Source organism: Nesterenkonia halophila (genome assembly GCF_009467795.1).
Lineage (GTDB): Bacteria > Actinomycetota > Actinomycetes > Actinomycetales > Micrococcaceae > Nesterenkonia > Nesterenkonia halobia.
Map to the genome: position 1 here is coordinate 56,245 of NZ_WIAX01000002.1, position 13,698 is coordinate 69,942.

Sequence of the window (13,698 nt, forward strand, 5' to 3'; positions counted from 1 at the left end):
CGTCATGCCGTCGGCGTGCCCCGCTCCGGTTCTCGGCGAAGGGCGAATGCTCTAGACTCCTGGTATACAAGGTCTGGTATACAAGACTGGACGCACAGTCGGCCGGCACGTCCCGGCCGGTGAGGAGGAGAACCATGAGGATCACCGACGCCCGCGTCGTCGTCTGTTCCCCCGGGAGGAACTACGTCACGCTGATCATCGAGACCGACGAAGGGCTCGTCGGGATCGGGGACGCCACGCTGAACGGCCGCGAGATGGCCGTCGTCGCCTATCTCCGCGAGCACGTCTGCCCGCTGCTGGTCGGCCGGGACGCCCGGCGCATCGAGGACATCTGGCAGTACCTCTACAAGGGCGCCTACTGGCGGCGGGGCCCGGTCACGATGACGGCGATCGCCGCCGTCGACGTCGCGCTCTGGGATCTCAAGGGCAAGGCCGCGGACATGCCCGTCTACCAGCTGCTCGGCGGAGCCGCGCGGGACGGCGTCATGGTCTACACGCACGCCAGCGGCGAGGACCTCGCCGCTCTGCACCGTGACGTCCAGGAGAACCTGGACCTGGGTTACCGGGCCGTCCGGGTGCAGGCCTCCATCCCGGGGCTCGCCTCGACGTACGGCGTGCCGTCCGCCGGGGACGCGGTCTATGAACCGGCCAGCGGAAACCGGCCTCAGGAGGACCGGTGGGACACGGCGGCCTACTTGGACTTCGCGGCCGAGATGATCTCATCCGTCCGCGAGGAGTTCGGCTACGGCTTCCACCTGCTGCACGACGTGCACCATCGTCTGAGCCCCATCGAAGCCGCGCATCTCGGCAAGGCGCTGGAGCCGTACCGGATGTTCTGGATCGAGGACCCGACGCCGGCCGAGGACCAGAGCGCCTTCCGCACCATCCGGCAGCACACGACCACGCCGCTCGCCGTCGGCGAGGTCTTCAACTCGATCTGGGACTGTCAGCACCTCATCACCGAGCGGCTGATCGACTACATCCGCACCTCCGTGTCGCATGCCGGCGGGATCACACATCTGCGCCGGATCTTCGCGCTGGCCGACCTCTACGGCGTCCGCTCCGGCTCCCACGGGGCCGGTGACCTCTCTCCGGCGTCCTTCGCCGCGGCGCTGCACGTGGACATGAGCATCCCGAACTTCGGCGTCCAGGAGTACATGGGGCACCGCTCGCCGGCCGAGGAGGTCTTCGACGTCTCCTACTCGGTGGTCGACGGCCACGCGCACCCGGGCGACGCGCCCGGCATCGGCGTGACCTTCGACGAGGAGGCCGCCGCGCGCCACCCCTACGAACCCCGCTATCTGCCCATCAACCGGCGACTCGACGGGACGGTGCATGACTGGTGAGCACTGATCGCACGACGGAACATGACTCAGGAGACTTCGACGTCGTCGTCCTCGGCGAAGTCCTGGTGGAGGTCTCCACCGACGCACCGTTCGACGACGGCGTGGAGGCGCGCCTCGGCGTCTCCGGCGACGCCTTCAACGTCGCGGCCGCCGCGGCGGCCGCCGGGGCCCGGGTCGGGCTCGTGGCGGTCCTCGGCGAGGACGAGCTCGGGGACGCGGTGCGGCGTCGCGTCGAGGAGCTGGGCATCGCGCCAGACCTGCTGCGGCGGCGTCCGGGGCAGCAGGGCGTGTACTTCGTGCACGGCGACCCGGACGGCGAGCGGGAGTTCGCCTACGTGCGAGCACACAGCGTGGGGTCGACCCTGTCGCCCGAGGACCTCGACCTGCCGGTGCTGAAGCGGGCCGGAGCGGTGGTCGCCAGCGGCATCACCTGCGCCCTCTCTGAATCCGCGGAGGCCGCGGTGCACGCCGCCGCGGAGGTCGCCGAGCGGTTCGTCCTCGACCCGAATCATCGCCCCCGGCTGAGCAGCGTCGACGACGCGCGTCGACGCCTCCGGGACCTGGCCCCGTCGGCCTGGTTGGTCACGCCCTCGCACCCGGGGGAGACTGCGGAGCTGCTCGACGCGACGTCCGCGGCCGAGGGAGCGCGGTCGCTGGTCGACCTCGGCGCCCGGCACGTGGCGGTGACCTGCGGGGCCGACGGCGTCCATCTGCTCGAGGGCGGCGTCGAGCAGTGGATCCCCGCGATCCCGGCTCACCGCGTGGTGGACCAGACCGGCGCCGGCGACGCCTTCCTGGGATCCGTCGCCGCCCGGTCGGTGCTGGGGGATCCGCTGCCCGAGGCGGTGCGCTGGGGCGTGGCCGCGGCGTCGCTCGCCGTCGGAGGACGGGGAGGCACCGGAGTCGTGCCGACTCCGGACCAGATCCGCGCGCACCTGCAGCACGAGGACCCGCACAGCGAAGGAGGACGGGCATGACACGCCGGCTCAGCCGCGAGACCGCCGGGCAGGCCGGTCTGCTCAGCGATGCGGCCCGACCACAGCCTGCCGCAGATTCGGACCGCCCGCTGATCGTCCACCTCGGGTTCGGAGCATTCGCCCGGGCCCACACGGCGGTGTACACCGATGAGGCGAATCGAGGCGCCCAGCAGCTCGACGAGCCGAGCTGGGGGATCGTGGGGGTCACCCAGCGGTCCCGCACCGTCGCCGATCAGCTCGATCCGCAGGACGGGCTGTTCAGCGTCGTGGAGCAGGACCGGGGCACCACCGACGTGCAGCTGGTCACCTGTGTCGAGGAGGTCCTCTCCGGCCCGGACCAGGCCGACGAGGTCGTGCAGAAGATCGCGGATCCCCGGACACGGATCGTCAGCCTCACCGTCACCGAGAAGGGATATCGGCTGGACCCCGCGCAGCAGACGGTGGATCTGGCGGCCCCCGAGGTCCGGGCCGATCTCGACGGCGGCGAGCCCGGCACACCGATCGGTCAGATCGTCGCCGGCCTGCGGCGTCGTGCCGAGGCCGGTGCCGGCCCGCTCACCATCCTCTCCTGCGACAACCTCCCGGGCAACGGAGCCCTCACGCGCCGGGCCGTGCGCACGTTCATCGGAGCGCTGCCGGACGGGGAGGCGAGCCGGGAGCTGCTCGACTGGCTCGACCAGCACGTGACCTTCCCGAGCACCATGGTCGACCGGATGGTCCCGCAGCCGACGGCCGAGACCGCGGAGCTGGCCCGAGGAGCTCTGGGCCTGCAGGACGAGGGAGCCGTGCCGAGCGAGTCCTTCCGGCAATGGGTCCTCGAGGACGCCTTCGCCGCCGGCCGCCCCCGGTGGGAGGCGGCCGGCGCCACCTTCGGCGAGGACGTCGCCGCCTGGGAGGAGACCAAGCTGCGGATCCTCAACGCGGGACACTCGCTGCTGGCCTACCTGGGGCGGTACGCGGGGCTGTCGACGATCTGCGAGGCCGCCGAGGACGAGATCTGGGCCGCGGCCTGTCGGGAGCTGTACCGCGCCGACGTGCTGCCCGTGCTCGAGACCCCGGGCGACGTCGACGGCGCCGCCTATGCCGACTCGGTGCTGCGGCGCTTCGCCAATCCCGCCCTGGGCCACACCACCGCGAAGGTGGGATCCGACGGGTCGCAGAAGCTCGGCCCCCGGTTCGGCACCACAGTGCGGCGCAGCATGGAGCGCGGAGCGGTCCCGCAGTGGGCGGCGCTCGCCGTCGCCGGGTGGGTGCACGACATCCTCGAGGCACCGGGCCCTGAGGCGACGGATCCAGCCGCCGAGCGGCTTCGTCGCCGGGCGAGCGGGGAGCATGGCACGGCGCGTGCCGTGGAGTCCGTCCTCGACGAGGCCGGACTCTTCCAGGACGCGGCCGACCGCGGCCGGTTCGTCCAGGCGGCGGCGGAGTGGCTCGAGCTCATGCAGGACGACGCCGACATGGTGAGGCAGGAGATCCGCGCACGGATCGGGAAGGGGAGGACCGATGTCTGACTCGGGACGCGACATCCACGACATCCACGACATCATGGGGCTCGCCCCGGTGATCCCGGTGGTGACCGTCGAGGACCCGGAGACGGCCGTGCCGCTGGCCCGGGCCCTGGTCGACGGCGGGGTGCCGACGATCGAGGTGACCCTGCGGACGCCCGCAGCCCTGGAGGCGCTGAGGCGGATCGCGGCGGAGGTGCCGGAGATCGCGATCGGAGCCGGCACCGTCCTGGACCCGCGGCAGGCGGATCGTGCCGTGGACGCCGGGGCCGGCTTCGTCGTCACTCCCGGCCTGACGCCGAGCCTCCTCCGGTGGATCGGCGAGGCCGAGGTGCCCTGTCTTCCCGGCGTCTCGACGGTGAGTCAGCTCATGGAGGCTCTCGAGCAGGGGATCACCGGGCTGAAGTTCTTCCCCGCGGAAGCGGCCGGAGGGGCCCCGTATCTCCGCGCCGTCGGCGGGCCCGTGCCCGAGGTGACGTTCTGTCCGACCGGAGGGATCACCCCCTCCAACGCCTCCGGCTACCTCGCGCTGGGGAACGTCGCCTGTGTGGGCGGCAGCTGGCTCACGCCTCGCGAAGTGCTGGCCGCCGGTGACTTCGCCGAGGTCACGCGACGTGCTCGCGAGACCCGGCAGCTCGCCCCGACCGCCTGAGGCACAGCCCGGCGGCCTCCGTCCGGAGGGGATGACTCCGTGGGAGGTGTGGGAAAGCGCGCGCATTCCCACACCTCCCACGGAGCTATCGGGGGGGCGGAACGACGACGGCGACGGTCCCGGCAGGTGCGCCGGGGCCGTCGCCGTCGTCGTCTCCGTTCACGTCACTCCGCGGCGGAAGTGTACAGCGAGCGGGTCTTCGTCTCCGGGGCCAGCCAGAGGGCGACGAAGGTCAGCGCGCCGAGCAGGGCCAGATAGTAGCCGACGGCGTCCACGCCCTGGACCTGCACCAGCCAGGAGGCGGCGAAGGGAGTCAGCGCCGCCCCCAGGATGGAGGCGGCGTTGTAGGCCACGCCGGATCCGGTGTAGCGGGTGTTGGTCGGGAAGAGCTCCGGCAGCACCGCCGACATCGGACCGAAGGTCAGGCCCATCAGCGCCATGCCCACGCAGAGGAAGACCAGCATGAGCCCGACGTTCATGCCCTCGCCGGTGCCCATCGACGCCGGCGCCAGCCAGAAGCCGAAGGTGAAGCCGAAGACGATGATCGCCGCGGTGACCAGCAGCAGCATCGGCCGGCGGCCGAACTTGTCGGCCAGCGCGCCGGAGACCGGGATGAAGGCGGCGAAGAACAGGATGGAGATCAGCTGCAGGATCAGGAACGAGTGGTACCCGTACTGCAGCCCGCCGGTCTCCTCCGAGCCGATGGCGTAGGACAGGATCCAGGTGGTCATCAGGTAGAAGAGCCCGTAGGTGGCCAGCATGATGAAGGTGCCCAGGATGATCCGGCGCCAGTCCTTGGCGAAGACCTCGCCGATGGGCGCCTTGACGCGCTCGTCGTTCTGCATCGCGCGGGCGAAGACCGGAGTCTCCTCGATGCGCAGCCGCACGTAGAGTCCGACGCCGATCATGACGATCGACAGCAGGAACGGCAGTCGCCAGCCCCAGACGACGAACGGGTCGTCGAGCGACGGCGAGGTCGAGTCGTAGGCGAAGAGGCTGGTGAGCACCAGGAAGAGGCCGTTGGCCAGGATGAAGCCGAAGGGTGCGCCCAGCTGCGGCCACATCGCCGCCGAGGCGCGCTTGCCGGGCTTGGCGGTCTCGCTGGCCAGCAGCGCCGCGCCGGACCACTCGCCGCCCAGGCCCAGCCCCTGGCAGAAGCGCAGGATCGTCAGCATCGTCGGCGCCCAGAGCCCGATCTGGTGATAGGTGGGCAGCGTGCCGATGAGGAAGGTGGCGAGCCCCATGATCAGCAGCGCGCCGACCAGAGTGGCCTTGCGGCCGACGACGTCGCCGAAGTGGCCGAAGACCACCGAGCCCAGCGGCCGGGCGAGGAAGGCGACGCCGAAGGTCGCCATGGACAGCAGCAGGTTCATCCCCGGGTCGTCGCCGTGGAAGAACAGCAGCGGGAAGATCGACACCGCCGCGGTGGCATAGATGTAGAAGTCGTAGAACTCGATCGTGGTGCCGATGAGCGACGCCAGGATGATGCGGTGTCGGGGGATCTCGGCGTGGGCGGCCTCGGCGGCGCCCGCCGAGACGCTCGTCGACCCCTGCGACGGACTGCTGGACATGGACAGGACTCCTCGATCAGGTCAGCGATGACAGGATGACCTCGTCACTGTAGGGCCGGTTCGACCTGGTCGGGGCGGATCAGCAAGCCGGTTCCGCATGCTGAGATCGAGCGTCCGCTGGTCCGCCCGCCGGGCGACGACTCGGCGGGACGAGTGGGAATACGGCCGCATTCCCACATCTTCCGCGGAGTCATCACTGGGGGAGCGGCGTCGGGGCGTACTCCACCATCTGCAGCCGGCCGTCGAAGAGTCGGCTGGAGAGCATCGTCAGCGCGACGTCGCCGAAGCCCTCGAAGATCCGCTCGCGGCCGGAGGCGCCGGTGATCACCGGAAAGATGACCAGCCGCAGCCGGTCGACGACGCCGGCGGCCATCAGCGAGCGGCAGAGGCTCAGGCTGCCCAGGGTGCGCAGCGACTGTCCCTCGGCCTTCATCCGTGCCACCGCCGCGGCGGCGTCGTCGCGGACCAGCTCGGTGTGCGGCCAGCTCAGCGGCTCGGCGAGCGAGGAGGAGCAGACGACCTTGTCGGCGTCGTCGAGGGCGACCAGCGTCTCGGCCTCCTCCTCGGACATGCCGGCGTCGCCGTCGCGGGCCGCCCGGGACATTCCCGACATCACCTCATAGGTGGTCGTCCCCATCAGCAGGCGGTGGGAGTTCTCCGGCTGGTGGTCCAGCCAGCGCAGGTACTCCGGGCCCTCGCGGCCCCACCAGCCGGGCCATCCCTCCGCGGAGGCGTAGCCGTCCAGCGAGGTGATGACGTCCATCAGCAGCTCCGGCTCCCGCCGGCGGGCGCTCCCAGTCATGATCGTGCCTCCTGAGGCCACCCTAGTGCGCGGACTCCGCCGGCGGAATGGTCGATCCCTCCGCCTCACCGGGCCCGGTGCACGATGACCCCGCGGGACGGGGTGGGAATGAGCGCTCATTCCCACCCCGTCCCACGGGGTCATCGAGGAAGCGAGGAGGCGGGGCGGCGCAGAGCAGCGCCGGGCGGGACGCCTCAGCCCTCGATGGTGGCCACGACCTCGCCGGCCGAGAGGGTCGCGCCCGGTTCCACCGACAGACCCTTCAGCGTGCCGGACTTATGGGCGGTCAGCGGCTGCTCCATCTTCATCGCCTCGAGCACCAGGATCTGGTCCCCTTCGGCGACTGTCGCACCGTCCTTCGTCTGGACCTTGACCACAGTGCCCTGCATCGGCGAGGTCAGCGAGTCGCCCGAGGGTGCGGCCGCCGAGGAGCGGCGGGACCGGCGTCGGCGCTTCTTCGCCGGGGCCGCGGCGAGCTTGCCGGCGGCCAGCGAGGCCGGCAGCGAGACGTCGACGCGCTTGCCGTTGACCTCCATGACCACCGACTGCCGCTCCGGCTCCGGGGCGGCCTGGGCCGCCGGGGCGTGGTGCGGGGCGATGGTGTTGGCGAACTCGGTCTCGATCCAGCGGGTGTGCACCGAGAAGGCCTCGGGCTTCTTCTTCGCCCCGGCGGCGGCGCGCAGCTCGGGGGCGAAGGCCGGGTCCTCGACGACGACCCGGTGGAAGGGCAGCACTGAGGGCATGCCCTCGACCTGCATCTCCGCCAGCGCGCGCTTCGAGCGCTGCAGCGCCTGCTCGCGGGTCGCACCGGTGACGATCAGCTTGGCGATCATCGAGTCGAAGGCTCCCGAGATCGACTCGCCGGAGCGGACGCCGGAGTCCACGCGCACGCCGGGGCCGGTGGGCAGCCCGAAGTGCTCGAGCTTGCCGGGCGAGGGCATGAAGCCGCGGCCGGCGTCCTCGCCGTTGATGCGGAACTCGAAGGAGTGGCCGCGGACCTCGGGGTCGTCGTAGCCCAGCCGCTCGCCGCGGGCGATGCGGAACTGCTCGCGCACCAGGTCCAGGCCGGTGACCTCCTCGGAGACCGGGTGCTCGACCTGCAGCCGGGTGTTGACCTCCAGGAAGCTGATGGTCCCGTCCTGGCCGACGAGGAACTCGCAGGTGCCGGCGCCGACGTAGCCGGCCTCCTTCAGCAGCGCCTTCGAGGCCCGGTAGAGCTGCCGGGTCTGCTGCCGGCTCAGGAACGGCGCCGGGGCCTCCTCGACGAGCTTCTGGTTGCGCCGCTGCAGCGAGCAGTCACGGGTGGAGACGACGACGACGTCGCCGTGGGCGTCGGCCAGGCACTGGGTCTCCACGTGCCGGGGTGCGTCGAGGAACCGCTCGATGAAGCACTCGCCGCGGCCGAAGGCGGTGACCGCCTCACGCACGGCGGACTCGTAGAGCTCGACGATCTCGTCGCGGGAGCGGGCGACCTTGATGCCGCGCCCGCCGCCGCCGTAGGCGGCCTTGATGGCGATCGGCAGTCCCTGCTTGTCGGCGAACTTCACGACCTCCTTGGCCGAGGAGACCGGCTCCTTGGTGCCCGGGGCCAGCGGGGCGCCGACCTTCTCGGCCAGCTGTCGCGCCGAGACCTTGTCGCCGAGCGTCTCGATGGCCGTCGGCGACGGCCCGATCCAGGTCAGTCCCGCCTCGGCGACCGCACGGGCGAAGTCGGCGTTCTCGGAGAGGAAGCCGTAGCCGGGGTGGACCGCATCGGCGCCGGTGGCGCGGGCGGCCTCGAGGATCTTGTCGACGACCAGGTAGCTGTCGGCCGCCGTCGCCCCGCCGAGCGCATAGGCCTCGTCGGCCATGGTCACGTGCATCGCCTCGCGGTCCGGGTCCGCGTAGACGGCCACAGTGGCCAGCCCCTCGTCGCGGGCCGCGCGGATCACCCGCACGGCGATCTCGCCGCGGTTGGCGATCAGCACCTTGGAGAAGTCAGTCATGGTCGTCGGATGCTCCTGATCAGCGGTCGTGGGTCCACAGAGTCGTGATGTCGATGTCCAGCTCGGCGAGCAGCCCGCCCAGCGCCCGCGGCGAGACGCCGATCACCGACTGCGGGTCGCCGTCGACCCCGTCGATGAAGGCCGCGCCGCGGCCGTCGATGGTGAATGCCCCCGCGCAGCCCAGCGGCTCGCCGGAGTGCGCATAGGCGCGGATCTGCTCCTCGCTCGGTGTGCCGAAGCGCACCTGCGTGGAGGCCGTCCGCTCCGCCGTCGCGCCGTCGCGCAGCCGCACCAGGCGGTGGCCGGAGTGCAGCGTGCCGGTGCGGCCGCGCATCTCCCGCCAGCGGCTGATCGCGACCTCGGGCTCGTGCGGCTTGCCGTAGGCGACGCCGTCGAGCTCGAAGACCGAGTCGCAGCCCAGCACCAGCAGGTCCTCGTCCGCGCCCCGGTCCTCCTCGGCCACGGCGCGGGCCACCGCCTCGGCCTTGGCCTGCGCCAGCAGCGCGGCCATGCGCGCCGGGGTGACCTCCTCGCCGGCGGCTCGGGCGGCCTCGACGGCGGCGTCCTCGTCCACGGAGGACACGCGCACCGCGAAGTCGAGGCCGGCGCGGGTCAGCACGTCTGCGCGGCCGGGGGAGGCCGAGCCCAGGATCAGTCGGGGGCTCATCGCAGCCCTCCCGCCTGCAGCCAGGAGTCGGTGCCGGGTCGCGGCCACAGGCCCAGCCGGCGGCGGCGCTCCAGCGTGCGGTCGCGGGGGCCGGCGCGGCCGTGGTCGGTCTCGACCGCCGGCTCGGCGCCGGCCAGCCGGCCGACGACGGCGGCGACGGCGGCCTGCTCCTCCTCGGTCAGCGGCGTGCCGTCGATCCGCAGCAGCGGAGCCTCCTCAGCCTCAGCGTCGGCCCCTGCGGCGCCGGCGCCCGTCGAGCCCCCGGAGCCGGGGGCGCTCGTCGAAGTCATGAACGTCGTCCTTCCTGCCGGGGCCGACTCACAGCGGGATGTTGCCGTGCTTCTTCGCCGGCAGCGCCTCGCGCTTGTGGAACGTCGCCCGCAGGGCCTGGGTGATCTGCCAACGGGTCTCGGCGGGTTCGATCACCGCGTCGATGTAGCCCAGCTCGGCGGCCTGGTACGGGGTGAGCAGCTCCTTCTCATACTCGTCGACCAGCTCCGCCCGGCGCGCCTCGACGTCGCCGCCCTCCTTGCCGACGGAGGCCAGCTCGCGGCGGTGCAGGATGTTCACCGCGCCGTCTGCGCCCATCACGCCGATCTGCGCCGTGGGCCAGGCCAGGTTCACGTCCGCGCCGAGCGTCTTCGAGCCCATCACGATGTAGGCGCCGCCGAAGGCCTTGCGGGTGATCACGGTGATCTTCGGGACGGTGGCCTCGGCGTAGGCGTAGAGCAGCTTGGCCCCGCGCCGGATGATGCCGCCGAACTCCTGCTCGGTGCCCGGCAGGAAGCCCGGCACGTCGACGAAGGTCAGGATCGGGATGTTGAAGGCGTCGCAGAACCGGACGAAGCGCGCGGCCTTCTCGGACGCGGCGATGTCCAGCGTGCCGGCCAGCTGCGAGGGCTGGTTGGCGACGACGCCGACGGTGCGGCCCTCGACCCGGCCCAGGCCGATGAGCACGTTGGGCGCGTAGAGCGCCTGCAGCTCGAGGAAGTGGCCGTCGTCGAGCGTCTGCTCGATCACTGCGCGCATGTCGTAGGGCTGGTTCGCCGAGTCGGGGATCAGCGTGTTCAGCGCCTCGTCCTCGGTCTCGATCTTCACCCGCTCCTCATGGGGCTCCACCGGCGGCTCGGCGAGGTTGTTCAGCGGCAGGAACTCCAGCAGCTCCTTGGTGAACTCGAGGGCGTCCTCCTCGTCGGCGGCGAGGTACGAGGCGGTGCCGGTGGTCTCGTTGTGCGAGCGGGCGCCGCCGAGGGTCTCCATGTCCACGTCCTCGCCGGTGACCGACTTGATGACGTCGGGACCGGTGATGAACATGTGGCTGGTCTGGTCGACCATGATCACGAAGTCGTTCAGCGCCGGGGAGTAGGCCGCGCCGCCGGCGGCCGGGCCCATGATCAGCGAGATCTGCGGGACCACCCCGGAGGAGTGGACGTTGTTCCGGAAGATGTCGGCGAACATCGCCAGCGAGGCCACGCCCTCCTGGATGCGGGCGCCGCCGCCGTCGTTGATGCCGATCACCGGGCAGCCGTTGCGCGCGGCGAACTCCTGGACTTTGACGATCTTCTCGCCGTTGACCTGGGAGAGCGACCCGCCGAAGACGGTGAAGTCCTGGGCGTAGACCGCGACGAGCCGGCCGTCGACGGTGCCGTAGCCGGAGACCAGCCCGTCGCCGAGGGGCTTGCGCTTCTCCATGCCGAAGGAGGTGGAGCGGTGCACCGCCAGCGCGTCGAGCTCGACGAAGGAGTCGGGATCGAGCAGCATCTCGACGCGCTCGCGGGCGGTGTGCTTGCCGCGCTCATGCTGCTTCTCGATCGCGGCCTCGCCGGTCGGGGTCAACGTCTGGTCGCGGCGACGGCGGAAGGCGGCGAGCTTGCCGGCGGTGGTGTCCAGGTCGAGCTCCTCCGCGCCGCCGGTCGCGGAGCGCGCGCCGGGGCCGGCGCCGGAGTCGGAGCGGGGCGAAGAAGTCATCGGTGGGGAGCTGACCTTTTCTCGTCTCGGAGGAACTCTACAATCCGCACGTCAGTCTAGCCCGCTGTCAGCGGCGTCCGGCTGTAGGAAATCTACAACGCCGTCCGGTGTGTCGAGGTGCTGGCGTGATGCGGGTTATATTCTGCGGTTACCGGCGAGTAGACTGCAAGCATGAGTGAACAGCCGAGCACCCGCCCACGCCACGCCCCGCCGGTGGGCCCGCGCGAGCTCTCCGGACGAACGGTGCTGATGTCCGGCGGCAGCCGCGGCATCGGTCATGCCATCGCCGTCGCGCTCGCCGCACAGGGCGCGAATCTGGTGCTGCTGGCCAAGACCGACGCGCCGCATGCCACGCTGCCGGGCACTGTGCACAGCGCCGTCGCCGACGTCGAGGCCGCCGGCGGCCGAGGGCTGGCCGTCGTCGGCGACCTGCGCTCCGACGAGGACGTCGACCGTGCCGTCGCGGCCGCCGTCGAGACCTTCGGCGGCGTCGACGTCGTGGTCAACAACGCCTCGGCCATCGACCTCTCGCCGACGGAGTCGCTGAGCATGAAGCGCTGGGATCTGATGCACGACATCAACGTCCGGGGCACCTTCCGGCTCTCGCAGGCGGCGATGCCGCATCTGCGCGCCTCCGCGCGGGCGGCCGCCGCGGACGGGGCGGAGGCGGGTTCGTCGTGGCGGCCGCAGATCCTCACCCTCTCGCCGCCGCTGACCGGTGCGGAGGGGCGCCTGGAGCCGGAGTGGTTCGGCCGCCATCTGGGCTACACGATGGCCAAGTACGGGATGTCGATGACGACGCTCGGCCTGTCCCGCGAGCTGGCCGACGACGGCGTGCTGGTCAACTCGCTCTGGCCGGCGACGCTGATCGACACCGCCGCCGTGCGGGCCATGCCCGGCGGCGAGGAGCTGATCCGCTCGGCGCGGCGGCCGCAGATCGTCGCCGACGCCGCCCGGGCGGTGCTCACCGGCGCCGTAGGAGAGGCCTGCGGGGAGTTCCTGATCGACGAGCAGGTCCTGGAGTCTTCCGGCGTCGCCGACCTGCGGGGATACGCTGTGGAGGAGGGGCGCGAGCTCATCCCGGACGCCTTCCTCCCCGCGGCGCTCGACGCCTGAGGCGGGAGGGTGGGCGGCCGAGGGTCGCGCGCCCCGCCGCAGCCCCGGAGTCACCAGGAGGACCTCATGGCCGACAGACCGAACGATCCGCTCCGGCGCCCGCTCGACGTCGAGCTGCTCCGCCGCTCGCTGGTCGCCCCCGGCATCCTGGCCGACCTCGAACATGTCGAGAGCATCGACTCCACCAACGCCGCGCTGCAGCGCGAGGCCGGCGAGCCGGACTTCGCCCGACGCCGCCCGCATCTGAGCCTGCTCGTCGCCGAGGAGCAGACCGGCGGACGCGGCCGGATGGCACGCGGCTGGTCCTCGCCGCGGCACACCTCGCTGTCGGCCTCGCTGGTGCTTCGACCCCGGCTGGACGCCGACGCCATGCCGTGGATCTCGCTGGTCGCCGGTCTGGCCCTGGTCGAGGCGCTCGTCGAGGAGCACGGCGTGCCGGCCCGGCTGAAGTGGCCGAACGACGTCCTCGTCGACGGCCGCAAGATCTGCGGCATCCTCGCCGTGCTCGCCCCGGGGAACGCCGTCGCGGGCGCCGCCTCCGGCTCCTCGGGCTCCTCCGGGCCGACGGTGCCGACGGTGATCCTCGGCACGGGGATCAACGTGCTCCAGGAGGAGGACCAGCTGCCGGTCGAGGGGTCGACCTCGCTGATGCTCGAGCGCCGGCGGGCCGGCGCCGCCGCCGACGTCGGCCTGCTGCCCGGCGACGACCCCGCCCGCGCCGATCTGCGCGCCGATCTGCTGATCCAGTTCATGGCCCGGTTCGTCGGGCACCTGACCACGCTGGAGTCCTGCCGCCGCGGCGAAGTGCGCTACTCGCCGGTCGGCCGCGCCGCCGTCGAGGCGATGGAGACCGTCGGCCGCCGGGTGCGCATCGAGCTGCCCGACGGCTCCGCCCGCCGCGGCGAGGCGGTCGGAGTGGCCGACGACGGCGCGCTGGAGGTCGTCGTCGACGCCGAGCGCTCCTCCGCCGAGGAGCCCTGGCGCGAGCACGCGGCGCGGCGGACGAGCTTCAGCGCCGGCGATGTGGTCCATCTGCGGCCGGCCGAGGAGCCTCCGGGGGCCGCCGGGTAGACTGGACCGGTACTCAGGGGAGGACGGCGATCGGGAGG

General features: G+C 72.0%; 12 protein-coding genes. 6 read left to right on the forward strand and 6 right to left on the reverse strand.

The window, feature by feature from the left end:
• The first annotated feature begins 134 nt into the window (after window positions 1-134).
• Genes manD through GCL72_RS01370 form a run of 4 tightly spaced genes read left to right on the forward strand, consistent with a single transcriptional unit; the run spans window position 135 to window position 4,480 of the window.
• A complete protein-coding gene (manD, locus tag GCL72_RS01355) occupies window positions 135-1,346 on the forward strand; it encodes a D-mannonate dehydratase ManD (protein WP_153142920.1) in 1,212 nt (403 codons plus the stop codon).
• Entirely contained in the window at window positions 1,343-2,323 is a 981-nt protein-coding gene (locus tag GCL72_RS01360; protein ID WP_153142921.1) for a PfkB family carbohydrate kinase, read from the forward strand. The genes manD and GCL72_RS01360 overlap by 4 nt, the downstream gene beginning before the upstream one ends.
• Complete coding sequence (locus GCL72_RS01365; protein WP_153142922.1) at window positions 2,320-3,834, forward strand: mannitol dehydrogenase family protein; 1,515 nt, start codon at window positions 2,320-2,322, stop codon at window positions 3,832-3,834. Before GCL72_RS01360 ends, GCL72_RS01365 begins: the two co-directional genes overlap by 4 nt.
• A complete protein-coding gene (locus tag GCL72_RS01370; RefSeq protein ID WP_153142923.1) occupies window positions 3,827-4,480 on the forward strand; it encodes a bifunctional 4-hydroxy-2-oxoglutarate aldolase/2-dehydro-3-deoxy-phosphogluconate aldolase in 654 nt (217 codons plus the stop codon). Before GCL72_RS01365 ends, GCL72_RS01370 begins: the two co-directional genes overlap by 8 nt.
• Before the next feature lie 164 nt (window positions 4,481-4,644).
• Here the strand turns inward: GCL72_RS01370 and GCL72_RS01375 are convergent, their stop codons facing one another.
• The 6 genes from GCL72_RS01375 to GCL72_RS01400 form a co-directional block, all read right to left on the reverse strand.
• Window positions 4,645-6,051: an MFS transporter gene (locus GCL72_RS01375; protein WP_153142924.1), complete on the reverse strand. Its 1,407-nt coding sequence runs from the start codon at window positions 6,049-6,051 to the stop codon at window positions 4,645-4,647.
• 193 nt (window positions 6,052-6,244) lie between these two features.
• Window positions 6,245-6,853: a dihydrofolate reductase family protein gene (locus tag GCL72_RS01380; RefSeq protein WP_153142925.1), complete on the reverse strand. Its 609-nt coding sequence runs from the start codon at window positions 6,851-6,853 to the stop codon at window positions 6,245-6,247.
• A 194-nt stretch (window positions 6,854-7,047) separates the two neighbouring features.
• Entirely contained in the window at window positions 7,048-8,838 is a 1,791-nt protein-coding gene (locus tag GCL72_RS01385; protein WP_153142926.1) for an acetyl/propionyl/methylcrotonyl-CoA carboxylase subunit alpha, read from the reverse strand.
• 19 nt (window positions 8,839-8,857) lie between these two features.
• On the reverse strand, window positions 8,858-9,505 hold the full coding sequence (locus GCL72_RS01390) for a Maf family protein (protein ID WP_153142927.1): 648 nt from the start codon (window positions 9,503-9,505) through the stop codon (window positions 8,858-8,860).
• Window positions 9,502-9,795, reverse strand: a complete 294-nt coding sequence (locus GCL72_RS01395) for a hypothetical protein (RefSeq protein ID WP_153142928.1) — start codon at window positions 9,793-9,795, stop codon at window positions 9,502-9,504. The genes GCL72_RS01390 and GCL72_RS01395 overlap by 4 nt, the downstream gene beginning before the upstream one ends.
• A 28-nt stretch (window positions 9,796-9,823) precedes the next feature.
• Window positions 9,824-11,473: an acyl-CoA carboxylase subunit beta gene (locus tag GCL72_RS01400; protein ID WP_246160955.1), complete on the reverse strand. Its 1,650-nt coding sequence runs from the start codon at window positions 11,471-11,473 to the stop codon at window positions 9,824-9,826.
• 171 nt (window positions 11,474-11,644) lie between these two features.
• On the opposite strand from GCL72_RS01400, the gene GCL72_RS01405 reads away from it, so the two are divergent.
• Together GCL72_RS01405 and GCL72_RS01410 are read left to right on the forward strand one after the other, a co-directional pair.
• Window positions 11,645-12,589 carry an SDR family oxidoreductase gene (locus tag GCL72_RS01405; protein WP_153142929.1) on the forward strand — a complete coding sequence of 315 codons (945 nt, stop codon included), beginning with the start codon at window positions 11,645-11,647 and terminating at the stop codon, window positions 12,587-12,589.
• Between the two features lie 66 nt (window positions 12,590-12,655).
• Window positions 12,656-13,660 (forward strand): biotin--[acetyl-CoA-carboxylase] ligase, encoded by a 1,005-nt coding sequence (locus tag GCL72_RS01410; RefSeq protein ID WP_153142930.1) that lies wholly within the window; start codon window positions 12,656-12,658, stop codon window positions 13,658-13,660.
• Window positions 13,661-13,698: the final 38 nt, after the last annotated feature.